Genomic DNA, 25,396 nt, shown 5'->3' with positions numbered 1-25,396 from the left:
GCTTGCGTGGTTAGGTGCTCCGGGATGCTCACGGACTCCGAGTGCCGAGCACAGGAGCACCTGACCCGTCCACCGTCACCGACTCGAAGCCGGTCGGGCCGACGAAAGAAACACCGTCGAGCGTGATGCGCTCCATGACACGCCGATAACCCGGCACCACGTTCACCGGCGCGATGTGAGCCGTCGCACGGTTGTCCCAGAACGCGATGCTGCCCGGGCGCCAACGGAACCGAACCGTGAACTCTCGGCTGTACAAGTGCTCGTTGAGCATTTCAAGCAGATGGCCGCTCTCCTGGCGTGAGAGCTCGACGATGTGGCTCGTGTAGTCGGGGTTCACGTACAGCTGGCGCTCTCTAGTCTCGGGGTGCAGGGTCACTACGGGGTGCCGGGCTCGGAGAGGAGTGGACATGAACTCACGGGCGAGCTTGTTCGGTTCCCCCCGCACGACGTGCAAGACGTTGTGGTGGACGGCGGTCAGCCCGTCGATGAGCTCGCGGATGGGGGTAGACAGGGCCGCGTACGCCGCCGCGAGATTCGTCCATTCGGTATCGGCACCGTACGGCGGCACGGAGACGGCGCGAAGAATCGAACCCATCGGCGGCGCGGCCATGTACGACAGGTCGTTGTGCCAGCGGTGCTGGATCTCGTTGGTGCCTAGGTCGTCGCTGTGGTTTTCCTTCTCGATCATCACGATCTCCGGATGCTCCGGGAACCGCGGTGCCAGCGTGGGATGGCCAGGGCACACTGATCCGAAATTGCGGCCAAACGCCACGTGCTCGTCTCGGGTGAGTTCCTGGTCCCGGAAGAACACGACCTTCCACTGCAAAAGAGCGGCACGGATAGCGTGAACAGTGGGGTCGTCCAACGGTTCGCGGAGATCGACGCCGTGAATCTCCGCACCGGTGTGCTGAGACATCGGCAGAACCTCGAGCCGGTCGCCGGCATCGATCGTTCCCTGGGCTTTATTCATCACCTTCATGCAGGGTGGCATCCCATCGCGGTAGACGTCGGTATAAGCAACTAGCTTATTCTCATCGACGCCTGCATGACGCTCCTGACCACTTCTTGACCCATCGTGCCACCCGGAGGACCCGCCCATGGCCCATCCCACCATCGAGCAGATCGCTGAACTCGGGCCCTACCTGGCCGACCGCTCGAGCCAAGCCGATGCGCTCGGGCGGCTACCCGACGACACGGGCAAGTTGCTGAAGGAGACTGGAGTCATTCGAATGTTGCAGCCGCGGGACTTCGGAGGCCTGGAGGCCGACCCCCGCGACTTTTTCAACGCGGTGATGGACGTTGGGAACCACTGCCCCTCGGCGGGCTGGGTCGCGGGTGTGGTCGGCGTTCACCCCTGGGAGCTGGCCCTCAACGACACCCGGTTGCAAGAGGAGGTCTGGGGTGAGGACCCTGACACATGGGTCGCATCGCCGTACGCACCCTCGGGCATCGCAACGCCGACCGACGGCGGCTTCATCGTCAATGGCCGCTGGTCGTTCTCCTCCGGTACCGATCTCTGCGACTGGATCGTGCTGGGTGCGATGGTCAAGGAGGCCTCCGCCGGACCGGACGACCCGCCGATCGGCAGTCTCCACGTCATGTTGCCTCGCGCCGACTACCAGATCGTCGAGGATTCGTGGAACACGATTGGACTGGAGGGGACCGGGAGCAAGGACATCATCGTCGATGGCTCGTTCGTGCCCGACTATCGCGCACTCGATGTGCGCAAGCTCCTCGACGGTCGAGCCGCCAAGGAGTCGGTCCGCAGCGGCGATCCGCTATTCAACGTGCCGTGGGCAGGCGTGTTCCCCGGTGGGGTGGCAGCTGGCCTGATCGGAATCGCCGAGGGGGTGCTCCAGCGAGGTATTGAGTACCAGGCGGGTCGGATCTCCAACCTCGGTGTCGTGCAGGCCGACGACCACCATTCTCGGCAGGTGCTCGCCGAGGCGGCGTCCGACATCGCCAGCGCTCGCCTTCAGCTGGTCCACAACATCGGCGAGGCATATGACGCGGTTCGAGCCGGCCACACGATTGGGATCAACCAGCGGGTTGTGCTGCGGCGCGATCAGGTCCGTGCCGCGTGGCGGGCCGCGGCGGCAGCCAACACCGTCTATGACATCTGCGGTGGGAACTCAATCCGTCTCGACAAGCCAGTGCAGCGCTTCTGGCGGGGCATGCACGCCGGGCTCCATCACGGCATTTTTGTCCGAGGCCCGCTGCTCAACCTCGCAGGCGGGGTCCTGATGGGCCTGCCGCCCACCGGCCCGTCAGCGGTCACGGTCTGAGCGCAGAGGTTTTCAGCTCATGAACACAACGACGACACCCATCACCGAAGAAGACACCAGCCGAACGCTGCGCATCGATCACGGTATTCTGCACTATCACGAGGTGGGCCATGGCCCGCCGCTGGTCATGCTGCACGGCTCTGGCCCTGGGGCCACCGGCTGGGCGAACTTCGGCGAGAACCTCGCGGCATTCGCTCCCCACTTCCGCTGCCTGGTGCTGGACCTGCCGGGCTTCGGTCGCAGCTATGCCCCGCCCACCAATCTGGTACTTCACGGGGCCGAGGCCGTTAGTGCCTTCGTTGACGGGCTCGGCCTGGATGCGTTCTCGCTGCTCGGCAATTCACTCGGGGGAAAATTCGCCGCCCAGGTGGCGGCGGCTCGACCCGACCAGGTGCGACGGCTGGCGACCATCGGAGGGGTCGGACTTCCACTGTTCAGCCCGTTGCCGTCGGAAGGCATCAGTCGCCTCGTCGACTTCGTTGAGAACCCCACCCGCGAGCAGCTCATCGCCTGGATGCGATCGATGGTCTTTGACCCCGCCACCCTCACCGAGGAGTTGATCGAACGCCGCTGGGCGGCAGCAACCGAGCCCGAGGCGCTGGCCAGTATCCGCCAGATCTATAGCCGGGAGAAGCTGTCGTTCCTACGCGACGTTATGCTCGACAACAACAACGAGTTCGTGACGCTGCGCGAGATCCAGGCGCCGACGCTGGTCACCTGGGGGCGAGACGACCGGGTCACGCCCCTTGACGGGATGATCCCGGCAATGCGCCTGATTCGCGACTGCGAAGTCCACATCTTCCCGAACTGTGGGCACTGGTCGATGATCGAACGCAAGGACGAGTTCGAGCGGGTCGTGATCGAGTTCCTCACCCGCGATGAGTCGGAGACCACCCCATGAGCACACGAAGGTAACCAACCATGTCCGTCCTATCCCTGGGATACGTCCGGCTCGTTAGTCCACACCTGGACGAGTGGTGCAGGTTCGCCACCGACGTACTCGGTTTCATGCCCGCGCCCGGACCCGACGCGGCCGCAGCCTATTTCCGATGGGACAACTACCCCTACCGCCTGGTCGTCGCCCCAGCTGACACCGCGGGAGTCGACGCCATCGGCTTCGAAGTCATCGACGACACCGACTTGCACGCACAGGTCTCTCGCCTCGAACAGGCGGGTGTCGACGTGACAATGGGTTCCGACGAAGAGGCCGCCGCACGTCTCGTGACCGACTACGCCTCCTTCGAAGATCCCGCCGGCACCCCGCTTGAGCTCTACCACGGCCCAATTCGCAACGACATTCCGGTGGTGACACCCCTTGTGTCGAGCTTTGTGACCGGAGACATGGGCTTCGGACACGCCGTTCTGAAGGTCGATGAAATCGAGCCGGTCCTGAATTTCTATCGAGAGATTCTTGGCTTCCACCTGCGGAACACCTGGCACGCCGGTGCGATGTCGATGGCGTTTTTGGGTTGCAACCCGCGTCACCACACGCTCGGAATCGGTGCCGGTTTGCCTGTGACCCATCCGCTTGGGCACATCATGGTCGAAGCGGCGACCATCGATGATGTCGGCATGGCGCAAGACCGCTGCCTCGACCAAGGAGTCCCTGTCCGCATGTCCTTGGGACGCCACACCAACGACGAGATGATCTCTTTCTATTGCCAGGCGCCCGACCCGATGATGGTCGAGTTCGGATGGGGTGGGCTACGAGTCGAGGATCCCGACCACACCGGCACCTACCAGATCTCCCGCCCGAGCTTTTGGGGTCACCGGCCCTTCCCGACTCCCGCTGACGGCGGCTGACCCAATCCCGACGGCAGGCGCGCTAGCTTGAGGGGCTAGTGCCCAATACGGGCGTGGGGGTTCAAGTCCCCCCCTCCGACACAAACAGGTGTTCAATCGACCCGTCGGGTTCCGACGAGATCGTCATCGGAGGCAAGCGGTGTGGCCGGTCCACCTAGTCGACCGGGGTCGACGGCGTCGACATTGCAATATCTCACCTCGGCGATGCTTCGTGAAGGTGGTGGATGTGTGTTCAGCCTCGGTCGACGATAATCGGGTCCCCCTCGATCACAACCGAGTCGGTCGCGGCGTCGTAGACCAGGATGTAGAACTCGTCGAGGCCGTCCCACTTCTCGCTCGAGAAGGTCGCCTGGCCCAGTCCGTACAACTGGATCGGACCCAGCTCGTCGAGAGCGGCTCGGAAGCTGTCGTTGGTTAGGTCGGCGCCGGCGATCTCACCGACCTGCTTGAGGATGTTCGTGATGTTGCATGCAGCGCGGATCGGAGGAAGCCAGGACGGCTCCCCCGCAGCCTGCTGCTCGCTGGTCGGGATGTACTCGAACTCGGGAGCGAGCTCGGGATTGGCCTCCAGGACGACGTTCATGCAGTTCTCCCAGAGCTCGGGGTCCTCCCACGAAGACTCGTCGGTGAGCGCGCCCACACTCACGGCGCCGTCGAGGACCGACCGGTCTGTGGTGCCTGTCGTGGCCCCTGCCATGGACCAGATGCCCATCTCCGGCATGTAGCCCTGGCGGTGGAAGATCTCGGTCAGGTTAGAACCGCCGATGAGGTCGAAGGCGAAGTCGACGCCGTCAACACTGAAGCGCTCGGCGACGATCGCGAACTCCGCCTCTCGGGTAATCGCATCCGTAGCGTCCTGGACGACGACGACCCGTGACTCGAAGCCTTCGTCGGCGAGGACCTCTTGGAGGGTGGTGCCCATCGCGCCCTCGGCAAAGATGGCGTTGGCGACGATGCCGATTGTCCTGCCGTCGAGCCGTCCTGACTTGGCCAGTACGCGACCGAGGATCTCCATGTGGGCGTCATCGGTGGGCCGCGTCTGGAGCCACAGGGTGTCGCCGGAGGCGTCCTTGAGCTCTTCGGTCAGGTTCGTCACGGTCATGAGCATTGTGTCGTGGAGGTCCGTGAAGCAGAGGTTGGCCGCGGCCAACGTGCCCCGCAGCACGATGAAGACTTCGTGGTCCTCGGTCAGCTCCACGCAGGCCGCTTCCTGCGACGCCTGATTGAGGAAGTCCATCGTGGCGTAGTAGGGCTCGATCTGGCGCCCGTAGATCCCACCTGATTGATTGATGACGTCGAAGAACGCCTGGTAGGCGACTTCCGTGCTTCCCTGGTAGTTCGGGACTCCCATCGCCTGGAGCGCATCCCAATCGGGGACGATCACGCCGACCTTGATGGTGTCGGCGGTGACGCCACGGAAACTCGCCGTCAGCTCCTCGGGCGGTTCCTCTGCCTCCGGGTCCTCCTCGCGCTCCGGTTCCTCTGCCTCCGGGTCCTCCTCGCGCTCCGGTTCCTCTGCCTCCGGGTCCTCCTCGCGCTCCGGTTCCTCTGCCTCCGGGTCCTCTTCGCGCTCAGGGTCCGGATCCGCAGCCGGTTCCCCGGCCTCTTCTTCCGGCGAAGGTTGGGAGGTCACGTCTTTTGCCACGTTCTCGCTGTCGTCGCCGGAACATGCGGCGGCGATCAACGTCAGCCCGAGTCCGATGGCCAGTACACGAAACAGGTGATTCTTCATGGTGTCCCCCTCGCACGATGTTGAGACGCTAGTCCGCCGACCCATTCTACTTCGTAAAACGACCCGCGCTGCTGCTTGCGCTTTACGGCCCGAGGGAACCCGAGGCAATGGGAGCAGCCCTCCTCCGGCTCCACGGTGGCGGCCCGATGTCGGGTCCCGCTCGGCAGGACAACACGGCGTGCTCTGCGTTCGCCGACGAGCTGGGTCTCGTTGTGGTCTCCGTCGGATACCGATTGGCGCCCCGACATCCGTTCCCCGCCGCCATCGATGATGGTTACACCGTGTGGTCGTCGATGGTTGACCGGGTGGCCGTGCGGTACTCGCTGTACTGTGTATAGTAACGCCCGTCGAGACGGAGGTCTCCCGAGAACATGTCGACTGAACCCCGCACACCTCCACCGGCCCCGACGGGCCTCAGCCCCGAGGCGCGACAGTATCTGGACATGTTGTCGGAGTTTCCGAGTGCCGACGACATGCCGACCCACGATGCCGATCCGGCCGAATGGAAGGCGTGGGTCGAGGGGATCGACTCTGTGATGCTCGAGGTGTTCAGCTCCCGGATCCCGGAGGACGTCCCGATCTCGCGAAGCGACTTCGAGATCGCTGGTGTGCGTACGCATGTTCTGACCCCGGACTCGCTCGCGGACCCCGCATCCGCGCCGCTCTACATCGACATCCACGGCGGCGGGCTCATGAACGGCGGTGGTGACGTGTGTGCGCTGATGGCCACGAGAGGAGCGCTCGAGCGCGACATGATCACCTGGGCCCCCGACTATCGGATGCCGCCCGACCACCTATTCCCGGCGGCACTGGACGACCTCATGGCGGTGTACCGGAAGGCACTCGCCGAGCGGGAACCGAGGGACATCTTCGTTGCGGGTGGTTCGGCGGGCGGAAACCTGGCTCCGGCGTTGCTGCTTCGCGCTAAAGACGAAGGGCTGCCCATGCCAGTCGCACTCCTCCTGTTCACGCCAGAGGTGGACCTGACTGAGTCCGGCGACAGCTTCCAAACCAATCTCGGCATCGACAAGGTGCTCGCTCCCTTGATGGAGATCAATCTGCTCTATGCCGGCGGCGAGGACCTGTCGCATCCCTACCTGTCGCCGCTCTTCGGCGACCTCGCAGGCTTCCCACCGACCTATCTTCAGACCGGGACGCGGGATCTCTTCCTGTCCAACACGGTGCGGATGCACCGGGCGTTGCGCAACGCGGGGGTGGCGGCGGAACTCCACATCGGTGATGCCATGCCCCACGGTGGGTTCGGTGGGTCGACTGCTGAGGACAAGGAGCTGGCGGACGAACGCGACCGGTTCATCGCTCGGATCCGCACTCGAGCGTGACGTCGGACGGCTTCATCGACGCCGCGCCGACCGATCGCTCGGGGTGAAGCTCACCCCATCGCCGCTCGAAACGGAGAGTCGCCGCCGAATTCCATTCCTCCCATGAGGCCGGGATGGCGCGTCTTGAACACGAGCGTCTCCATCGCGTGGGCCAGCTCCGCAGGGTGCCAGCGGCGGTCACTGCCCGGCACGGTGACTGCGGTGCCCGCGGTCCACGGGTTGAAGTGCGTGATCGTGCCGGCCACGCTGAGGAACGACTGGCCCGAGACGCTGGTCGCCAGATCGGACGCGAGCCAGACGACCAGGGGGCCGACATTGCCTGGATCCTGCGCGGAGTACTCCTCGTATTCGTCCGGCTCGACGACCGCGTCGCCGGCGGTGGGCAGAAGGCGAGTGGAGCCGGACGGCGCAACGCAGTTCGACCGAACGCCATAGCGAGCCATGTCCTGCGCGACCGCGATCGAGAACATCCCGATGCCGCCCTTGGCCGCGGCGTAGTTCGTCTGCCCGACATTCCCGAGGAATCCCACTGCCGACCCGGTGTGGATGACCGACGCGTTCACCTCGTCGCTGGCCTTCGAGCGCTCGCGCCAGTATTCGCACGCGTGGCGGGTGGGCGCGAAGTGGCCCTTCAAGTGCACGGAGATGACCGCGTCCCAATCCGACTCGTCCATGTTGAAAATCATCCGATCGCGCAGAATGCCGGCGTTGTTGACGAGGATGTCGAGCCGGCCGAACTCGTCGACCGCTTGATCGATCATCGCCCGGGCGCCGTCGAACGACGAGACGTCGCTGGCGTTGGCGACCGCGGATCCGCCCCGCTCGGTGATGACGTCGACAACCGCTTGGGCGACGGAGGCGTCGGCGCCCTCGCCAGTTGTCGATCCCCCCAGGTCGTTGACAACCACCTTCGCCCCGGCTTCCGCGAGCTGGACGGCGTGGCCCCGACCGACACCGTGTCCGGCGCCCGTTACGACCGCGACCTTCCCATCGAGCAATCCCACGTGTCATACCTCCCGGTCGGCGCCGCCCGAGAGTGGCGACGAGATCATTGTACGCAGTATAGTGACCATCGAGTTCGCCACAATTTCGAACGAGCGACACACTTCGTCGCGCAAGGGGACCCACATGTCGGAGATGCCATTGGTCGACTATCTGGTGCTGGAGCCCGAGCCGCATCTGGTCGCCAACGAGTGCACCAGTTGTGGCGCTCGCTTCTTCGATCGCCGCAACGCCGGCGCGCCCCGCTTCGGCGTTGAAAAATCTCAAAATGAACGGTCGCTCTACCGGGCAGACCGAGTCCTAAACAAGGAGCGGACACATGCGTGAAGAAGACATGGTTCTCGTCAGCATCGACGATCACCTGATCGAGCCAGCAGGTGTCTTCGAAGCACACATCCCGGACCGTTTCCGCGATCGGGCTCCCAAGATGGAACGGGATGAGAATGGCGTCGACCGGTGGATCTTCGAGGGGGTCGAGGTCGGCTCTCCCGGGTTGAACGCCGTTGCCGGCTGGCCGAAGGAGGAGTGGTCGATGGACCCCGTCGGCCTCGCCGAGATGCGACCCGGTTGCTACGACGTCGACCAGCGCGTGCGCGACATGGACGCGGCCGGCATCTGGAAGTCGATGTGCTTCCCGACAATGGGCGGGTTCAGCATGCGAGCCTTCAACGAGTCCGTCGACAAGGAACTCGCAGGCGCGGTCATCAGCGCGTACAACGACTGGCACATCGACGAATGGTGCGGGCCCCATCCGGACCGGTTCATTGCGCTCTCGGTGGTTCCGCTGTGGGACCCCGAAGCCTGTGCCGCGGAGGTGCGCCGAGTGGCGGCGAAGGGCTGCCGGGCGATCACCTTCCCGGAGACGCCTTATGCGCTTGGGCTGCCGAGCTTCGAGAGCGGCCACTGGGACCCGCTCTTTCACGCGCTGTGCGACGAGGGCGTCGTGATGTGTCTTCACATCGGTCTCGGCATCAGTCTCATCCGTCGCCCGGAGGGTGGTTCGTTGGGGGGGCCCGGGAATCTCGGCGGCATTACCGTCGAGACGATCGACACGTTCATCGTGCTCGCACAGCAGGTCTCCGCGATCGCGCTCACCGACCTCGTCTTCGGGGGGACGCTTCGGCGCTTCCCAGACCTCAAGATCGCCCTGTCCGAGGGAGGGATCGGGTGGCTTCCCTTCTATCTGGAAAAGGCCGACCGGCACTGGACGAACCAGGTGTGGACAGGCGCTCGGGACGGACGTCTGCCCAGCGATCTGTTCCGCGATCAGGTGCTCGCGTGTTTCATCACCGATCCGGCCGGCGTGAAGCTCCGCCACGAGATCGGCATCGACAACATCGCCTGGGAGTGCGACTACCCGCACGCCGACTCGACCTGGCCGACTGCTGCGACGCAACTCGCTGGAGAATTCGCGGCGGCTGACTGCTCGGATGATGACATCAACAAGATCGGCTGGGAAAACAGCTGCCGGTGGTTCGGAGTCGATGTGTCCGACATGGACCGCGACGCGGTCTCGGTCGGCGGGCTCCAGAAGCAGGGAGCCGATGTCGACGTGTCGATCGTGTCGAAAAGCGAGTGGCGCGAGCGGTATGCGCTCACCGGAGCTGAGGACTGACGGCCACGAACCAGTCACGCGAACCGAACGACACGAGCGAGTGAGGAAACCGCTTTGACAGACAATGCGCAGAAGGCCGAGGAGTTGCGACAGGAGTTTCGCAGCTGGCTCGCCTCCAACTACACCACGGACGTGAAGGAAGCGATCGGCGAGATCGGGAGCGCGGCGGGGTTCGAGGCTCATCGTGAATGGAACGCCACGTTGGTCGACGCGGGGTGGGGCGCGATCTCGTGGCCGGCCGAGTTCGGTGGCCGCGAAGCCACGCTCGAGGAGCAGCTCGCCTACAACGAGGAGCTGAGCCGAGTCGGGGCCCGGGGGCCGATCAATCAGATCGGCGTGTCCAACATCGCGCCCGCGATCATGGCGGTCGGCACGGAAGAGCAGAAGAATCGGTTCATCCATCCGATGCATCGTGGCGACGAGATCTGGAGCCAGGGGATGTCCGAGCCGGAGGTGGGCTCCGATCTGGCATCGCTGCAGTGTCGAGCGGTTCTCGACGGTGACCATCTCGTCATCAATGGCCAGAAGACCTGGAACTCGAACGGCACCCGCGCCGATTGGTGTCAGCTCTATGTTCGCACCGGTACCGAAGGGTCGAAGTACGAGGGCATCACCTGTCTGCTCCTCGACATGCGCACGCCTGGGATCGAAGCGCGCCCGATCGTCACCATGACCGGGGATGAGGGCTTCTCCGAGCTCTTCTTCACCGACGTTCGCGTGCCGGTCGAATCGGTGCTGGGGGAGATCGACAAGGGCTGGAGCGTCGCCGTCAATACCCTGAGCAACGAGCGCTCCGGGGTCGCGATCATGTACCTGACGGTCGAGCGAACGTTCGCGGACCTACTGGAAGCAGCATCCGCGCCGGGGCCCGATGGTTGCCGACCGATCGACTCACAGACGACGCGGCAGCGGCTGATGTCGATCTACGCGGACGTCCGCAATCTCGAGTTCCTCGCCAAGCGTTCCATCGCGGTCGCCATCAGCGGTCGACCTCCGGGCCCTGAGGGGAGTGTCATCAAGCTGGCCTGGTCCGAGACGAGCCAGCGGATGGCTGAAGCCGCAGTCGATGTCCTCGGCATGGGTTCCTTGGAAGGGCGATGGGGAAGAGAATTCATCTCGTCGCGCTCCTACACGATCGCAGGGGGGACGTCCGAGGTGAATCGCAACATTCTCGGCGAGCGTGTGCTCGGCCTGCCCCGCGAACCGAAGGTCGCGGTGTGAGCCTTGGCGACCACCTGTCTTACAGCGTAGAATGAAGCACTCGGGTCGCGCTCGTGCCGCAGCCGACCGAAGGGACAGGATCGACTATGAATGATTCGCTGAAGGATGTCGACCCGCCGGACCACGCGAAGTACCGGATCCCCGAGTACGGCCTCAAGCCGGGCCACGAGGAGCTCGTCTACCCGCGTGGCATGCGGCATGTGAAAGATCTCACGCTGGCCTGGGGCTAGCGGAACCGTCTCAGATTCAGGAGGAGCTGAACGTGCAGGATCCGTTGGGGTATGAAGGCAGCACGGTGGTCGTCACCGGCGCGGCTTCGGGGATGGGTGCAGCCACCGCCGAGCTCCTCGTCAGCCTCGGCGCCGACGTGACCGGCCTCGACGTGAACGAGGTGAACGCTGAGTGCGTCACCGGCATGCAGGTCGACCTGCGCGATCCGGCGTCCATCGACGCCGCGGTCGGCCAGATCGACGGGCCAATCGACTCGGTATTCAGTTGTGCCGGTCTGCCCGGAGCGCCGTTCTCCGAACTCGACACGGTTCTGGTGAACTTCGTCGGAGCGCGGCACTTCATCGAAGCGATGGTCCCGAAGCTTGCGGAGGACTCGTCGGTGGGCCTCATCTCGTCGGCGGCCGCCGTCGGTTGGCAGGAGCACATCCCCACACTGATGGCGATGTTCGCGGCGGGAGACTTCGACGGGCAGAAGACCTGGCTCACCGACAACGAGGAGTTGTGGAGTTGGAGCGGCTACGCCTGGTCGAAGTACGCAGTCAACGCCTGGGTGGGCTGGCGTGGGGCCGAGCTGATCGAGAACGGAATCCGCGTCAACTGCATCAACCCGGGACCGACCGACACTCCGATGATCCCGGCGTTCTACGAGAGTGCGGGTAAGGACATGGTGGACGGGGCGCTCGGGCCGATCGGTCGGTACTCGAGGGCGGAGGAGCAGGCGTGGCCGCTCGTGCTCCTCAACAGCCGACGCATGAGCTATGTGTGCGGGGAGGTGCTCTGGACGGACGGCGGCTTCATGGGAGCGCTTCAGACCGGACGGATCAACCGGGGCGGCCCCCCGCCCGAGGAGTAGGCGACCAGTGTCTAATGGACCAATGGAGGGGATCAAGGTCCTCGAGGTGGCGCAGTTCACCTTCACGCCGGCGGCGGGCGCGGTGCTCGCCGACTGGGGCGCCGATGTGATGAAGGTCGAGCACGCGGTCACGGGCGACGCGCAGCGAGGACTCAAGATCGGCACGGGCGGTGCCGCGGCTGGATCGTTCCAGCCGTTGATGGAGCACCCGAACCGCGGCAAGCGCAGTGTCGGCATCGCGCTCGAGACCGAGGCCGGCCGTGCCCTGTTGGACGAACTCATTGCCGAGAGCGATGTCTTCCTGACCAACTTCCTGCCAGCGGCGCGACGCAAGTTGCGCATCGAGGTCGACGACGTTCGGGCGGTCAACCCGTCGATCGTCTACGCCAGGGGATCGGCGCTCGGGCCCCGCGGCCCCGAATCCGAGGATGGCGGCTACGACGGCAGCACGTTCTGGTGTCGAGCGGGAAGTGCATGGGGAGGCACGGCAGCGGGCGCGTCCATGGCCGCATCGATGCCATCGGGTGCCTACGGCGACTCCATGGGTGGCATGACCATCGCCGGCGGGATCGCCGCTGCGCTTCTGAAGCGGGAGCGGACCGGTGAGGCGAGCGTCGTGGACGTCTCGTTGCTGTCGGTCGGCGCATGGGCGACCGCACTGTCGATCGGCACGGCGCTGCTTCTCGAGGAGAATCCACCGAAGATGCCGGTGGAGAACATGCGACCTGCGATTCCGGTAAACCCGGTGATCGGCACGTTCCCCACATCCGACGGTCGGTTCATCAACTTCACGATGCTCCAGCCCGGTCGGTACTGGGCTGACGTCTGTCGTCACATCGACCGAGAGGATCTGATCGATGATCCCCGCTTCGACACGGACGAGAAGCTGATCGAGAATGCGATTCCCGCCGGCGATCTGGTCGCTGAAGCCATCGCGGCTAAGCCCTACGACCACTGGGTGGAGAAGTTCGAGACGCTCGAAGGGCAGTGGGCAAAGGTGCAGAGCCCGTTGGAGGTCGCCGACGATCCCCAGGTTCGTGCGAACGGCTACATCCTGATGGTGCAGGATCTCGAGGGCAACGACCGCGAGCTCGTCTCAAGTCCAGTCCAGTTCGACGAGGCTCCGTACGACGTGTCCCGAGCGCCCCAGTTCGCCGAGCACACCGACGAGATCGTGCTCGGGCTCGGCAAGAGCGAGGACGAGCTGATCCAACTGAAGATCGACGGCGCGATCACCTAGCGACCGGCTCGAACACCGGGATCCACGCCTCACCCGCATGCTCGAACAGCACCTGGACCCGTTGCCCAATCGAGACGGAGGCCGGGTCGCAGTTGACGATGTTCGTCACCAGCCGCAGCCCCGGCTGTTCCTCGAGTTCGACGAGGGCGATCACGTAGGGCGGAGAGACCTCAGGATGGTACGGATATCGGTTGACGGTGAAGCTGAATACCGAGGCGGTCCCACTCGCCGCGCGAGATTGGAGTGCGCCGCCGCACTCGGGGCATGCTTCGGCGAGCGGATGGATCCAGCAACTGCACGACGGGCAGTACTGGATCATCAGCGATCCGTTCAAGCCGCCGGTCCAGAAAGGTCGAGTCGCTTCCGTGATCGGCGGTGCGATCCGAGGGGCCGGATCCTCGACGTTCAGCATCGAGTCGATCGTAGAACCCTGTCGGGACGAGCGTCGACATGACGGGCGCCATCGTTTCGGGCATCGGCATCACCGGGATCGGTCGTCGGACGGATGTGGTGGGGCGTGACCTCACGCGGACCGCCGCGCTCGCGGCGATCGAGGACGCCGGCCTGACTCCCGCTGACGTCGATGGCGTCGCGACCCACGGGGAGACGCCCGTGTCGGAGGTGATCGAGGATCTCTCCCTCGAGGTCGGATACATCGGCGGCGGGTACAACCCCGCCGCACTCCTGGCCCCTGTCATCAGCAGCGCCGAGGCCATCGCGGCGGGACGGGCTCGTCACGTGCTGGTCTACCGGACCGTCAAGATGATGGGCGGCGCGGTCGTGAGTTCAGATGGTGGGGGAGATGCGCTCGCCGACTTCGCAACACTGTTGACCTACCACGCGTACTCCGCGGCCAATTGGGTCGCCCTCCACTGCCAGCGGCACATGCACCTCTACGGCACGACGAAGGAGCAGCTGGGGGCGCTGGCGATCAGTAGCCGCGGGAAGGCGGCGCTGAACCCGCTCGCCGTCTACCGAGACCCGATCACGATGGACGACTATCTCTCGGCTCGACCGGTCAGCGATCCCCTCGGCCTCCTCGACTGCGACGTGCCGATCGACGGCTCGATCGCGGTTGTTCTCTCGGTGCCCGAGCACGCGGCGAGTTGCCCCAACCGGCCCGTTCGCATCGAGGCCACAGGGAGCGCCGTCGGCGAGGGTGGTTGGGATCAGCGACCCGACTATCCGGTCATGGCCCCGGTGGATGCCGCCGCGGACCTGTGGAGCCGCACGAGTCTCACCCCGGCGGACGTCGACGTCGCGCAGCTCTACGACGGGTTCACGTTCCTGACCCTCGCGTGGCTCGAAGCGCTGGGGTTCTGCGGCCACGGGGAGGGAGGTGCCTTCCTCGAAGGCGGCCACCGGATCGCCCTCGATGGAGCGCTTCCCCTAAATACCTACGGCGGCCAGCTCTCGGCCGGACGAATGCATGGCTACTGGACGCTCCACGAGGCGGTGACGCAGTTGCGCGGTCTGGCCGCCGACCGTCAGGTCCCGGACGCGGGGGTCGCCGTCATCTCCGCCGGAGGCGGACCGGTCGCCGGCTGCATGCTTCTCACGCAGTAGGCCGCGCGCTGTCAAACCTCCGGCGAGTGACGTTCTGTACGATGGGCGTCGATGGCTCCCGCTAGTGGTCGTTCCACTCCGCTGACTCTCGAAGAGATCGTCGACGTTTCGCTCGAGCTCGTCCGCAAGCACAGCGTCCAAGGCGTGACGATTCGTGCGGTCGCAGCGGAGCTAGACGTGACGCCGATGGCGATCTACTACTACGTCAAGAACAAGGATGCTCTCGTCCAGCTGATCTCCGAGGAGGTGATCTCTCGAGCGATTCCTCTCGAACTGGGTGATGACGGGTGGGAGGAAGCTCTCCGTCGGTATCTCGTCTCGCTGTGGACGACGATGCACAGCTACCGAGGGCTCCGCTCGTACAGAATCGGACTCCCCGACCTCGGCACGTCGAAGGAATCCAACGTGGAGGGCGTTGCGTTCTTCGAGTCGGCCGGATTCCCTACCGAGATCGCGCAACGGGCCTGGGCGTTCGCGCTGACCTACATCCACGGACGGCTGAGCGTCGAAGCGACGTTGGACCGAACGACAGCCCGCCGCCTGGGGTTCGGCAACGTCTCGGCCAAGGACCATGTGGACTTCGGCGTGGACGCTGTTGTCGCGGGGTTGCGGGAGATGTTCGAGCAGGCCGCGGCCTGACCGCTCGTCGCTGAGGCTTCAGCCGAAGATCGCGCCCGACGCGACGAGTTCCTCGATTCGATCGTCGGATAGCGCGCTCCACGTGCCGCGTCGGCTCAGCTGTGGATCGTGGTACATCTCCTCGCGGTCGGCGGACAAGGACGAGCGAGCGGCCGGGGACGAGATCAGCCGTCCTCGTTCGCTAGTAGGCGAGCGACGTCGTCCTCGATCACCGTGCCCTCGAAGAAGCTCGGATTCAGCTGGGTGTGGAGGCGTGCGGAGTTCTCGAACGTGAACTCCCGGAAGTTGTCCTCGTCGATCAGGCCGTCGTCGACAAGCTCCCAGGCCTCGGCTAGCACCTCGCGCATGTCGGGAACGTCGAAATGGCCGACGTCGGAGCTGTAGAGCGCCTTGAGCCGGTGGTTGTCGTGCTTGTCGAAGGCCCAGGGGACGGTGACGTCGCCGGCCTCGCAGCCGAAGTAGAAGTTCTCGGTGAACAGCTTCTTCAGTTCGTCGGCCGAGGTCACTTCGGCGGCGGCGAAGTCGTCGAGCGTGGGCTCGCGGTACTCGCGATCCGTCGCCTCCTGCTGGGACTCGAAAGGGAACGCCAGGTTCGCGGCACCGTGCTCGGCATCGATCTTGGATCTGAGGCGCTCGTCGCCGTACTGCGTCAGCAGTTCGGTCAGGCGGTCGATGTCGACGTTGCTGGGACGCACGTGAGCCTCGAGCGCCTGCGTGTTGCGCTTCTCCCAGTGCTCGACGAGGTCTGGCAGCAGGCTGCAGGCCCAGCCCACGCCGCCTTCCAGGAAGGCGAATGGCAAGGTCGGGAAGCGCCGAGTAACGCCGCCAATCACCAGGGCCTTCGCGAGCGTCTGGTTCGCGTTCGCGAAGTGGCCGATGTGGTTGTAGCAGAAGTTGCTCGTAGAAGTGCGATGGCCCCAGCCCTGGCTGGCTGCGTGGACGGTGACTGGCACATTCAGCTCGACGCACTTTGCCCAGAAGGGGTCGTAGTCGTAGGGGCTGTCGAGGGCGAGCGAGTCGATGTAGGTCGGGCTGTGGTGCATTGGCCGGTCGGGCCGGGCGTAGGCCTCCACCGGGCGTTGGATGTAGCTCGAGGTCAGGATCACCTTCATCCCTAGCTTGCGCACGCAGTACTCGGCCTCTTCGATGGCCTCGTCCGGCGTGAAGCAGGGCACGACGGCGACCGGCGTCATGCGGTCGGCGAAGGGCCGGAACATTTCCGCGTTCATCTCGTTGCTGGCACGACACGTAGCGCGGCGGATCTCCTCGTTCGGGTAGTTCAGGAACATCAACCCAAGACTCGGATAGGTGATGCAGTAGTCGGTCCCGATTTCGTCGAGCCGCTCGTACATGAGCTGAGGAGCCATGGACGTGGCCATGTCGAGGGTTGTCATCGGCACCCTCCACCACGAGTACCGCACGGCCCGCTTGTCGAGCCGCTCCTGTGGGGTCATGTCGTACCATTCGCCTCCCAAGGAGCGTCCGTTGCTGTAGGCGCTGGAGAAGGGCTCGTACACCTTCGGGTCGGCGACCGACTTCAGGAAGTCGAGAAAGATCGCGTACGGCTCGACCCAGTGGCCGTCGCCGTCGATCACGGGATGGTCGAGCTGTTCACGTACCTTGGACGAGGCGGTTGGAAGCTGACTGCTCATTCGGATTCCTTCCAGTGACAGAAGTCGCATTTTATGGTGTTAGATAACACAGAGATCGTTGTGGGCAAAACGTCCTATCCACCAGTTCACCGTCCGGCCGCTGCGGAGCCTTGCGAGCTTCACTCCGAGTCGCGCTCAATCCGCCTGCAGGACGGTCACCACCATGGCCGCCGCGTCCAGGCCCTTCTTGCCGCCACCGTTCTGGGCGAGTGCAATGCGCGCACCCTCGACCTGGCGCTTGCCCGCGCGCCCCTGCAGCTGCGTGGTGAGCTCCACGACCTGGGCCACGCCGGTAGCGCCGACGGGGTGTCCCTTGCGAAGCAAGCCGCCAGAGGTGTTCACCGGAATGCGGCCACCCAGCCGCGTCGCTCCAGACTCTGCGAGTCGGCCCCCCTCGCCCTTGGTGCACAGTCCCAGCTGTTCGTAAACGATCACCTCTGCCGGGGCCGAGGCGTCGTGCAGCTCCACAACGTCGAGGTCCTCCGGTCCGAGGTCCGACAGCTCGTAGGCCTTCGCTGCGGCAAGTTCCACCGTCTCCGACTCGACCACCTCGCCTGCGGCGCCCGAGAGCATCACGCTTGTGCGCACCCGAACGGGATTCGACACACCCAGCTCGCGCGCCTTGCGCTCGCTCACCAGGATCGCTGCACCCGCACCGTCGCCAATGGGGGAACACATGGAGCGGCGCAGGGGCTCGACGATGAGCCGATCCGCAAGCACCTCCTCCACTGACATCTCCTGGTGGAACTGAGCCTTCGGGTTCAAGCTTCCGTGAAAGGAGTTCTTGGCGGACACGGCCGCGAACTGCTCGACCGTCGTGCCGTACCTGTTCATGTGGTCGCGCGCGCTCTTGGCATACGAGTCCATGAACACCGAGCGCCCGCCCTCGCCGCCGCCCGCCTTCTCCGCTTCGGCCTGGGCCCGGGCCATCATCTCGCGCAGCTCGTCCTGATCAACCGCGCCGGAAAAGGCGGCGAAGCTCTTCGACTTGTCCGGATGACTGAGCTTCTCGACGCCCAACGCCAGGACCACGTCGTAATGCCCTGCCGAGACCATGGCACTGGCCTCGCGAATGGCCGTGGACCCACTCGCGCACGCGTTCTCGACGTTAGTGATGGGGATCCCACCGATGCCCATCGTGTGCAGCACTACCTGACCGCGCACGCTCTCTTGCCCAGTAATCAGTCCGGCAGCGCAGTTCCCGATGTAGGCCGCGTCGAGGTCGTCGACTGTGAGACCGGCGTCCTCCAGCGCTGCCCGCGTCGCCTCGACTCCCAGTTCCTTCAGGCCCTTGTCGCGGTGCTTCATGAAGCGGGTCATCCCCACTCCCGCGATCACGGCGTTCAGTCGCATGGACGCTCCCCAGCTTGGTTGCCGCGACGCAGTATAGGCCCGCCTGGCCGAGCACCGCCCGACACGCTCGGTGTAGCCGACCTGCGGCGGACAGGTGGTTGCAGTTAACCTGCGCTTGTCGCCGCCCGGAGGAGGGTTCGGATTGAAGACCTACGCGATCACCGGCGCCGCGTCGGGAATCGGCGCGGCCTGCGCCAGCGAGCTGATCGATCACGGCCATCGCGTGATCGGCGTCGACATCCAGCAGACCGACATCGTGTGCGATCTGTCAAAGCCCGACGGTCGCCGTCAAGCGGTGGATGAGATCCTCGAAGCTTGTGACGGCACACTCGATGGGATCATCACATCGGCCGGCCTCTCCTCACTTCCGAGCCGGCCAGGAAGCCTGATCGTGAGCGTGAACTACTTCGGGACCGTCGAACTGCTCACCGGCTTGCGCGAAGGGCTGGCTCGCAGCGATGCGGGCGCCGCCGTCGCTATCAGCTCGAACTCCGTGACGACCACCCCCGGCGTACCGCTCGCGGTTACCGAGGCCTGCCTGGCCCACGACGAGGAGCGAGCGTGCGCACTGGCCGATGAGCTCGAGATGGGCCCCATCATCACGTATCCGGCGACGAAGACGGCGGTGGCTCGCTGGGTGCGCCGGAACGCACCGACCGTCGAGTGGATTGGCGAGGGGATCACCCTTAACGCTATCGCCCCCGGCAAGATCGACACGCCAATGATCGCAGAGGCCCTGGCGGATCCGATCGTGGGCCCGGGCGCGGCGGCGTGGCCGGTGCCGGCCGGTCGCTCGGGGCGACCGGAAGAGATCGCTCATCTCGCCGCCTTCCTGCTGAGCGCTCAAGCCCGGTTCTTCGTAGGCTCGCTCATCTACTGCGATGGCGGGACCGACGCCGAAGCGCGCGCCGACGACTGGCCGGTGCCCAATCCGCACGAGTGGCCACCGAAGGACCCCTGACGGCTGGCCCGGCGCAGAGCCGGCTGGACCGAAGAAGGGCCCAAGCGGATCAGGCGGCGGGTTCCGCTAGTGCTATACAAGCGATAATGACAATGAGGATGCCCAACCCATTCGGAGCGAGCTCGATGCTCGTCACCAGGGCAAGCAGCAACGTTCTCAAGCGCGCCATCCAGTCGGCTGCGTCCAGCGTTCTGGTCGATCTCGAGTCGTCGGTCGCGCCCGCCGAGATCCCGAGGGCCCGTGAGCTGGCGGCCGAGTTCTTCGCATCGACCGAACCCAGCTGTGTTCGTGGCGTGCGCCTCAATCCGATCGCAACCGACCAGGGCCGCGATGACCTCCAGTGGCTCGCGGCGCTGGACGCCAAGCCCGAGGCGGTGCTCGTCTCGCATGTCGAAACCGCTGAAGAACTCGAGTTTTTCGCGGCGGCGATGCCCGACACGCCGGTGGCGGCCCTACTCGAGAGTGGAGCGGCGGTGGAACGCTCGTCGGAGATCGCCGCAGCGAACGGACCAGTCGTAATGCTGGTGTTCGGGCTGGGCGACTACTCAAGGGACACCGGGCTCCCGATGACTTGGGAGGGACTCCTTCCGGCGCGTACCCGCGTTGCCGAGTCTGCGCACGCGCAAGGAATCGTGGCATCTGACGGTCCCTTCATCGACGAAGCCGGCATGCGTGACTTGAAGAGCTTTCTCGAGCGGGTGCGCACGACCGACTATGTCGAACTTCGCGCCCATCTCCAGAGGCTCGAAGACCTCGGCTTCGGTGCGATGTCGACGGCATTCCCCGACCACGTACCACTCATCAACGAGCAGTTCGAAAGGTAGCGGGGCGCCCATACCGATCGCCCCCGACGGCGGTGGGAGCGGCAAGGCGAGATGGGCTTGCTGCCCGATCATGCCCGACTTGCTCCGGGGGAGACGGAAGGGCGAGACCCACGGGACCTCGCAATTCTTCGCCCCGCTCGTTTACGACCCCGACATCCGGTGCAAGGACCTTGAGCGGCTCGACCTCCTCGGTGGTCCGCAAACGCTTCCTCACTACCAGCGCGGCTGGGTGTACGCCTGCAACACACCCTTCCGCCTCTATAAGGCCAGCACCCACGCCGGCGGACATCAGGTGCCGCTCATCGTGAACGGCCCATCGGTGCCTGCTACGGGTGAGATCCGCCACCAGTACCAGCCGCTCCGCGACCGCTCCTCCGATGCCCGAAGCCGAGCCGGTCACCACCGAGTACCGCATGTTCCCTCCCGACCGACCAACGAACTGGACCGACAAGTGAATCCCGTTGTCGCTCTCGACTGGCTCACGGCGAGTAGGGCAGCGACGAGTGATGGAGCACTATGCGCAGCGCGCCATCGGCGTCCTTCTTGTAGCCGAAGCTCTTGTCCACCTTGGTGACCTGACCGTCCTTGTCGGTCATCGTCACCCATCCCATCCACATGGCGACATCGCCGTCGACGAAGGTTGCCGAGGTCTCTGACTGGACGTCTCGCCATCCCTTGAGGCCGAACCCGCCGTCGAGGGGATACTCCGGATCGTGTCCGACGAAATAGGACAGCGCTCCCCGTTTGGTGGGCCGGAACGTGTGCTCGCCGCTCGCCATGGTCGGCTTGAACAGCACTGGCCCCAGGTCGTACCCGTACAACTCATCCAGAACACGAGAGGCGACCGCACGGGCACCATCGACCCCGTCTGATTCGTAGGCCTGGGAAATCGCGACCAAGCCAATTCCCCAAGCATTTCGGGCCGCCGTTAACTCCGACTCAGTGATAGGCACGGCGCACTTCCTTCTCTAGCCATCGGCGAGTTCGACAAGGCTGTTTAAAGCAGGGATCGTGGCGGGGAATCCTGCATAGAACGCAATATGGGTGATGACCTCACCAAGCTCCTCAATGGTCAGCCCGTTTCTGAGAGCGTGGCTCAGGTGGGCATGAATTGCCTCGTCATTTTGGAGAGTGATCACGGAGGCGACGGTAATCAAGCTCCGCTCACGGGGCGAGAGTTCCGTCCGTTTCCAGATATCCCCGAAAAGCACGTCCGCGGTCAACTCTGACAACTTTGGCGCGATCGCGGCTCTCTTTGCCCGAGCGTCAGCTATCTCCTGGTCTGTTGTCATCGGGTTCCTCCTGTGATGATCCATTCAACATAAGGAACACATTAACGGCGACCCGACGCAGATACGCGACCTGCGGAGTCAAACAGCCCGGTGGAAGCGTCGGGATCCGCCTTGCACCAGGGGCATGGCATCTCTGACAAAAGCCGTCCAGTGCGGGTCGGAAATGGTTGTGGCCCGGAGGTCGCTGTATGCGCTGAGGGAGCCGATCTGCCAGGTGGAGTGGATCTCGGCTTCGAGGTAGCCCTGATCCACGGTGCGCCAGCGATTGAGGAGGGGACAGCCGCCTTCCACCATGAACGAGTCATAGTGGCGTTCGAGCAGGTCGACGTAGCTGTCGGCGTCGTCTGCGGCGGTGCGGGCGGTGATGGTGTACAGCACCGGGGCGGTGTCGGGCGGCGTCTCAGGGGGCGACTGGTGCTCGGCCGGTGAGAGTTTGAATGGGCAAGTGAAGATCTTCAGCGAGCCCAAGTCGATGCCGAGGCTGGCAAAGCCCTCCAGGCTTGAGCAGGCCGTGCCGTCTGGTGTGTCGAGGTAGCGCTCTAGATGAGGCATGTCGGTGAAGGACTGCTCCCAGATATGGGTCCAGGGCCGGCCCTTGGCCGATACCCACCCCACGTCGTCGGCGCCGAAGGCCGATGCCGCCATGCCCTGAGGGTGCGCGGCGAGGGCTTCGAGCGCCGAACCGTACGCGTCGGTGCCCGCGTTCACCAGCAGCACCCGGCGGATCCCGCCTCGCACCTGCTGGGCGGCGTCAGGAGTGGTGTAGCGGGTGGCGTAGGTGTTGTCGGTGATGCACTCGGGGCTGTCGGGCATGACGTAGTTGTCGATGGCTCCGATGTGATACGGGTGCACCATGTAGGGCCCGGAGTAGCTGGCCTCGTCGATAAAGGTGTTCTCCCAGATCACCGTGCCCGAGTCGAGGTCGACACCGGCGGAGGAATCCAGCAGGCCCGGAATGAAGTGATCGGCGGCGCTCAACACGTCGATCATCTCCTGAACCTTTGCGTCGGGCACACCCGGATTCACGGGAAGGATGTAGAACCGCCTGATCATGCTGGCCACACCAAGTATCCTGCCACCGCATACAAAAGATGCCAGCGTTGAAGGAGGATCTGTGACTGCCATCGAACCGGACATCTTGTCACCGAAGTTCTTTGAGGACCCCAACGCCGTCTTGGAGGTCATGCGGGAGGACTATCCCGTGGTGTACCACGAGGCCACCCAGGCGTGGCTCATCTCCCGCTACGACGACGTGGAGCGGGCCTTCAAGGACAAGGCCTTCACCTCCAAGAACTACGAATGGCAGCTCGAGCCGGTCCACGGCCGGACCATCCTCCAGATGGAGGGCCGCGACCACTCTGCGCATCGCAATCTGATTGCACCCGCTTTTCGAGGCAGCGAGCTGACGGCCAAGTTCGTCCCGGTCATCGCAGCCAACGCCCGTGACCTCATCGACGGCTTCCGCACCGACGGTAAGGTCGACTTGGTCGACCAGTTCACCATCCGCTTCCCGATCAACGTGATCGTCGACATGCTGGGGCTCGACAAATCAGACCACGAGCGGTTCCAGAAGTGGTACCACTCGATCATGATGTTCCTCAGCAACCTCACTGGTGACGAGGAGGTCATGGCCCAGGGCCTCCAGACCAAAGACGAGCTTGAGTCCTACATGATGCCGATCATCGCCCAGCGGCGGGCCGACCCCGGCGACGATCTGCTCAGCACACTGTGTACCGCCATCATCGACGGCGAGCAGATGACCGACCTGGAGATCAAGGCATTCGTGTCGCTGCTGTTGGTGGCCGGGGGAGAGACCACCGACAAAGCGATGTCCAACATGATGATGAACCTGATCGCCAATCCCGATCAGCTCCAGGCGGTACGCGACGACCGCAGCCTCATCGACAATGCGTTCGCCGAGACGCTGCGGCACTCCCCACCAGTGCAGATGATCATGCGCCAGCCCGAGGAGGACGTGGAGATGCACGGCGTGACCATTCCGGCCGGCTCCACGGTGACCTGCCTCATCGCCGGCGCCAACCGCGACCCCCGCCACTACGCCGACCCCGACAAATTCGACATCTTCCGCGATGACCTCGACGTGTCCAAGGCGTTCTCGGGGGCGGCCAACCACACCGGCTTCTGTTTGGGACGCCACTTCTGCATCGGGGCCATGCTGGCCAGGACCGAGGTCGACATCGCCACCAACCAGTTGCTGGACGCCATGGACGACGTCGCCTTCGACGGCCTCCCGCCCACCCCCGAGGGCGTCTTCACCCGGGCGCCCAAGTCGATGCCGCTGACCTTCACCCCAACCGGCCCCTGAGTATCCCGCGCCGCCGGGGCAGGTACAACTAAGCGTTCTTGCCCAGCGTTGTGGCGGGGCTGGGGGTCTCGCCCTGGAGTTGGCGTCGGCGCTCGAACAGTTCCTCGGCTGCGGCCTGGGCATTGGCGGCTACTTCTTGAACATCGACGGAGATCACCTCGCCACTGGCCACCAATTGCTGCCCCTGGACCCAGACATTGGCCACATCATGGGATGACGCAGTGAACACGAGGTGGGCGGCGATGTTGAAGTCGTCCCCGTGCAAAACCGGGACGAAATGCAACCCGCCCAAGTCCACGGTCACAATGTCGGCGTCCTTCCCTGCTTCCAGTGACCCGGTCACATCGTCGAGGCCGAGTGCCCGCGCACCGGACAGGGTGGCCATGTCCAGGATGTCCCAAGGGTCGCCGGATGTGGGGTCGAGGGTGCTCACCTTCTGAAGCAACGAGGCGAACTTCATCTCCTCGAGCATGTCGAGGTTGTTGTTCTCCTTCTCTCCGTCGGTGCCCAAAGCAACCGTCATGCCTTGCTGGCGGTAGAAGCCGATCCGGGCCGGGCCCGACGACAGCTTCATGTTGGAGCAGGGGCAATGGGTGACGCTGGTACCGGTTTGCACCATCAGCTGCACCTCCCGGTCGTCGAGCCACACGCCGTGGGCAATCACGCTGTTTTCTCCCAGGATGCCCCGGTTGTAGAACTCCTCGATGGGGCGGCGGCCGAATTGGCGGAGGCACTCCTGCACCTCCCAGATGGACTCCGACGAATGGGTGTGGATCCCAGTGCCAAACTCCTCGGCCAGATCAGCGGCCTGGCGGAACATCTCCGGCGAGCAATAGAAGATGTGCTCCAAGCCCACCCATGTGCGAACCCGGCCATCGGCGGCGGTCAGATGGGTCTCCAACAACCGCCGATTGGTCTCCAGGGTCTCGAAGTAGTCGTACAAGTCGGCGGTATAGGGGGCCAGCGTGGCCCGAATGCCGATTGCCTCCGCGGCCCGGGCCGAGCCCTCCATGTGCCGCCACATATCCAGCACCGATGTGGTGCCGCCGCGCAGTCCCTCGGTGTAGGCCATCCACGACGCGGCTTCGGCGATTTCCTGGGTCAGCGCCCGATGAGCCGGATCAATGTGGTCCTCCAGCCACTCCCACAGCGCCAGCGACTCCGCAGTACCCCGCAATAGGCCGGAATGAAGGTGGCAATTGTGAAAACCTGGAACCACCGCGTGCCCGGTTGCGTCAATGGTGTCGACGTTCGCCGCCGCGGGATGCTCATCTACCTCGGCCACGCTGCCGACCAATTCGATTTTGCCGTCGATCACCAACACCGATCCCGGATCGAATACGACCTTGGATCCCTCCATGGGGAGCACCGTTCCGCCGCGCAACAAGAAACTGGTCACCGTGCCTGCCTTTCAGAGCCGCATCTGCGGATCACGGTAGTTGCTTTATTTCGGCTGGCGCG

The 25,396-nt window shown here is 64.7% G+C and carries 26 protein-coding genes; 16 read left to right on the top strand and 10 right to left on the bottom strand.

Annotated elements, in window-relative coordinates; translation table 11 throughout:
• Positions 1 to 28: 28 nt before the first annotated feature.
• The gene (locus ACOGXH_RS09435; protein WP_419928854.1) at positions 29 to 979 is read right to left on the bottom strand and encodes a TauD/TfdA dioxygenase family protein; all 951 of its coding nucleotides are present in this window, start codon (positions 977 to 979) and stop codon (positions 29 to 31) included.
• A 118-nt stretch (positions 980 to 1,097) separates the two neighbouring features.
• On the opposite strand from ACOGXH_RS09435, the gene ACOGXH_RS09430 reads away from it, so the two are divergent.
• From ACOGXH_RS09430 to ACOGXH_RS09420, 3 genes are read left to right on the top strand one after another with little or no spacing between them, the layout of a single operon-like run.
• A complete protein-coding gene (locus ACOGXH_RS09430) occupies positions 1,098 to 2,285 on the top strand; it encodes a hydroxylase (protein ID WP_419928853.1) in 1,188 nt (395 codons plus the stop codon).
• Positions 2,286 to 2,304: 19 nt separating this feature from the next.
• Positions 2,305 to 3,186 (top strand): alpha/beta fold hydrolase, encoded by an 882-nt coding sequence (locus ACOGXH_RS09425; protein WP_419928852.1) that lies wholly within the window; start codon positions 2,305 to 2,307, stop codon positions 3,184 to 3,186.
• A 20-nt stretch (positions 3,187 to 3,206) separates the two neighbouring features.
• Complete coding sequence (locus ACOGXH_RS09420) at positions 3,207 to 4,088, top strand: VOC family protein (RefSeq protein ID WP_419928851.1); 882 nt, start codon at positions 3,207 to 3,209, stop codon at positions 4,086 to 4,088.
• Between the two features lie 232 nt (positions 4,089 to 4,320).
• Here ACOGXH_RS09420 and ACOGXH_RS09415 read toward each other — a convergent pair whose 3' ends face one another.
• Positions 4,321 to 5,820, bottom strand: coding sequence for an ABC transporter substrate-binding protein (locus ACOGXH_RS09415; RefSeq protein ID WP_419928850.1), 1,500 nt, complete (start codon positions 5,818 to 5,820; stop codon positions 4,321 to 4,323).
• Positions 5,821 to 5,888: 68 nt separating this feature from the next.
• Here ACOGXH_RS09415 and ACOGXH_RS09410 point away from each other — a divergent pair, with 68 nt between their 5' ends.
• Positions 5,889 to 6,158, top strand: a complete 270-nt coding sequence (locus ACOGXH_RS09410; RefSeq protein WP_419930353.1) for an alpha/beta hydrolase fold domain-containing protein — start codon at positions 5,889 to 5,891, stop codon at positions 6,156 to 6,158.
• A 105-nt stretch (positions 6,159 to 6,263) separates the two neighbouring features.
• Positions 6,264 to 7,160 carry an alpha/beta hydrolase gene (locus ACOGXH_RS09405; RefSeq protein ID WP_419928849.1) on the top strand — a complete coding sequence of 299 codons (897 nt, stop codon included), beginning with the start codon at positions 6,264 to 6,266 and terminating at the stop codon, positions 7,158 to 7,160.
• Positions 7,161 to 7,210: 50 nt separating this feature from the next.
• Here ACOGXH_RS09405 and ACOGXH_RS09400 read toward each other — a convergent pair whose 3' ends face one another.
• A complete protein-coding gene (locus ACOGXH_RS09400; RefSeq protein ID WP_419928848.1) occupies positions 7,211 to 8,164 on the bottom strand; it encodes an SDR family NAD(P)-dependent oxidoreductase in 954 nt (317 codons plus the stop codon).
• Positions 8,165 to 8,225: 61 nt separating this feature from the next.
• Here ACOGXH_RS09400 and ACOGXH_RS09395 point away from each other — a divergent pair, with 61 nt between their 5' ends.
• From ACOGXH_RS09395 to ACOGXH_RS09370, 6 genes are all read left to right on the top strand, one after another.
• A complete protein-coding gene (locus ACOGXH_RS09395) occupies positions 8,226 to 8,489 on the top strand; it encodes a hypothetical protein (RefSeq protein ID WP_419930398.1) in 264 nt (87 codons plus the stop codon).
• Positions 8,482 to 9,777, top strand: coding sequence for an amidohydrolase family protein (locus ACOGXH_RS09390; protein ID WP_419928847.1), 1,296 nt, complete (start codon positions 8,482 to 8,484; stop codon positions 9,775 to 9,777). The genes ACOGXH_RS09395 and ACOGXH_RS09390 overlap by 8 nt, the downstream gene beginning before the upstream one ends.
• A gap of 54 nt (positions 9,778 to 9,831) precedes the next feature.
• Positions 9,832 to 10,998, top strand: coding sequence for an acyl-CoA dehydrogenase family protein (locus ACOGXH_RS09385; RefSeq protein ID WP_419928846.1), 1,167 nt, complete (start codon positions 9,832 to 9,834; stop codon positions 10,996 to 10,998).
• Positions 10,999 to 11,084: 86 nt separating this feature from the next.
• On the top strand, positions 11,085 to 11,228 hold the full coding sequence (locus ACOGXH_RS09380) for a hypothetical protein (RefSeq protein ID WP_419928845.1): 144 nt from the start codon (positions 11,085 to 11,087) through the stop codon (positions 11,226 to 11,228).
• A gap of 32 nt (positions 11,229 to 11,260) precedes the next feature.
• Positions 11,261 to 12,082, top strand: a complete 822-nt coding sequence (locus tag ACOGXH_RS09375; RefSeq protein WP_419928844.1) for an SDR family oxidoreductase — start codon at positions 11,261 to 11,263, stop codon at positions 12,080 to 12,082.
• A gap of 22 nt (positions 12,083 to 12,104) precedes the next feature.
• Entirely contained in the window at positions 12,105 to 13,322 is a 1,218-nt protein-coding gene (locus tag ACOGXH_RS09370; RefSeq protein WP_419928843.1) for a CaiB/BaiF CoA transferase family protein, read from the top strand.
• Here the strand turns inward: ACOGXH_RS09370 and ACOGXH_RS09365 are convergent.
• On the bottom strand, positions 13,315 to 13,734 hold the full coding sequence (locus ACOGXH_RS09365) for a Zn-ribbon domain-containing OB-fold protein (protein WP_419928842.1): 420 nt from the start codon (positions 13,732 to 13,734) through the stop codon (positions 13,315 to 13,317). The two genes, ACOGXH_RS09370 and ACOGXH_RS09365, sit on opposite strands and share 8 nt — an antisense overlap.
• A gap of 38 nt (positions 13,735 to 13,772) precedes the next feature.
• Between ACOGXH_RS09365 and ACOGXH_RS09360 the strand changes: the two genes are divergently transcribed.
• Positions 13,773 to 14,888, top strand: coding sequence for a thiolase family protein (locus ACOGXH_RS09360; protein WP_419928841.1), 1,116 nt, complete (start codon positions 13,773 to 13,775; stop codon positions 14,886 to 14,888).
• A gap of 51 nt (positions 14,889 to 14,939) precedes the next feature.
• Positions 14,940 to 15,527, top strand: a complete 588-nt coding sequence (locus tag ACOGXH_RS09355; RefSeq protein WP_419928840.1) for a TetR/AcrR family transcriptional regulator — start codon at positions 14,940 to 14,942, stop codon at positions 15,525 to 15,527.
• A gap of 164 nt (positions 15,528 to 15,691) precedes the next feature.
• Here the strand turns inward: ACOGXH_RS09355 and ACOGXH_RS09350 are convergent, their stop codons facing one another.
• Together ACOGXH_RS09350 and ACOGXH_RS09345 are read right to left on the bottom strand one after the other, a co-directional pair.
• Positions 15,692 to 17,179, bottom strand: coding sequence for an amidohydrolase family protein (locus tag ACOGXH_RS09350; RefSeq protein WP_419928839.1), 1,488 nt, complete (start codon positions 17,177 to 17,179; stop codon positions 15,692 to 15,694).
• A gap of 135 nt (positions 17,180 to 17,314) precedes the next feature.
• The gene (locus ACOGXH_RS09345; RefSeq protein WP_419928838.1) at positions 17,315 to 18,532 is read right to left on the bottom strand and encodes a thiolase family protein; all 1,218 of its coding nucleotides are present in this window, start codon (positions 18,530 to 18,532) and stop codon (positions 17,315 to 17,317) included.
• 142 nt (positions 18,533 to 18,674) lie between these two features.
• On the opposite strand from ACOGXH_RS09345, the gene ACOGXH_RS09340 reads away from it, so the two are divergent.
• Both ACOGXH_RS09340 and ACOGXH_RS09335 read left to right on the top strand, forming a co-directional pair.
• Complete coding sequence (locus tag ACOGXH_RS09340; RefSeq protein ID WP_419928837.1) at positions 18,675 to 19,493, top strand: SDR family oxidoreductase; 819 nt, start codon at positions 18,675 to 18,677, stop codon at positions 19,491 to 19,493.
• A gap of 125 nt (positions 19,494 to 19,618) precedes the next feature.
• Positions 19,619 to 20,317: an HpcH/HpaI aldolase/citrate lyase family protein gene (locus ACOGXH_RS09335; protein ID WP_419928836.1), complete on the top strand. Its 699-nt coding sequence runs from the start codon at positions 19,619 to 19,621 to the stop codon at positions 20,315 to 20,317.
• A 479-nt stretch (positions 20,318 to 20,796) separates the two neighbouring features.
• On the opposite strand, the gene ACOGXH_RS09330 is transcribed toward ACOGXH_RS09335, so the two are convergent.
• The 3 genes from ACOGXH_RS09330 to ACOGXH_RS09320 form a co-directional block, all read right to left on the bottom strand.
• Positions 20,797 to 21,270 carry a phosphoribosyl-AMP cyclohydrolase gene (locus ACOGXH_RS09330; RefSeq protein WP_419928835.1) on the bottom strand — a complete coding sequence of 158 codons (474 nt, stop codon included), beginning with the start codon at positions 21,268 to 21,270 and terminating at the stop codon, positions 20,797 to 20,799.
• A gap of 15 nt (positions 21,271 to 21,285) precedes the next feature.
• The gene (locus ACOGXH_RS09325) at positions 21,286 to 21,609 is read right to left on the bottom strand and encodes a carboxymuconolactone decarboxylase family protein (RefSeq protein WP_419928834.1); all 324 of its coding nucleotides are present in this window, start codon (positions 21,607 to 21,609) and stop codon (positions 21,286 to 21,288) included.
• A gap of 78 nt (positions 21,610 to 21,687) precedes the next feature.
• Positions 21,688 to 22,671, bottom strand: a complete 984-nt coding sequence (locus ACOGXH_RS09320; RefSeq protein WP_419928833.1) for a hypothetical protein — start codon at positions 22,669 to 22,671, stop codon at positions 21,688 to 21,690.
• Positions 22,672 to 22,723: 52 nt separating this feature from the next.
• Here ACOGXH_RS09320 and ACOGXH_RS09315 point away from each other — a divergent pair, with 52 nt between their 5' ends.
• Positions 22,724 to 23,935 carry a cytochrome P450 gene (locus tag ACOGXH_RS09315; RefSeq protein WP_419928832.1) on the top strand — a complete coding sequence of 404 codons (1,212 nt, stop codon included), beginning with the start codon at positions 22,724 to 22,726 and terminating at the stop codon, positions 23,933 to 23,935.
• 28 nt (positions 23,936 to 23,963) lie between these two features.
• Here the strand turns inward: ACOGXH_RS09315 and ACOGXH_RS09310 are convergent, their stop codons facing one another.
• Complete coding sequence (locus tag ACOGXH_RS09310) at positions 23,964 to 25,334, bottom strand: amidohydrolase family protein (protein ID WP_419928831.1); 1,371 nt, start codon at positions 25,332 to 25,334, stop codon at positions 23,964 to 23,966.
• Positions 25,335 to 25,396 lie beyond the last annotated feature (62 nt).

Source organism: Candidatus Poriferisocius sp. (assembly GCF_965208355.1).
GTDB lineage: Bacteria > Actinomycetota > Acidimicrobiia > Acidimicrobiales > Bin134 > Poriferisocius.
Note: the sequence above shows the minus strand (reverse complement) of the source record. Positions and strands in the feature narration are given on the sequence as shown.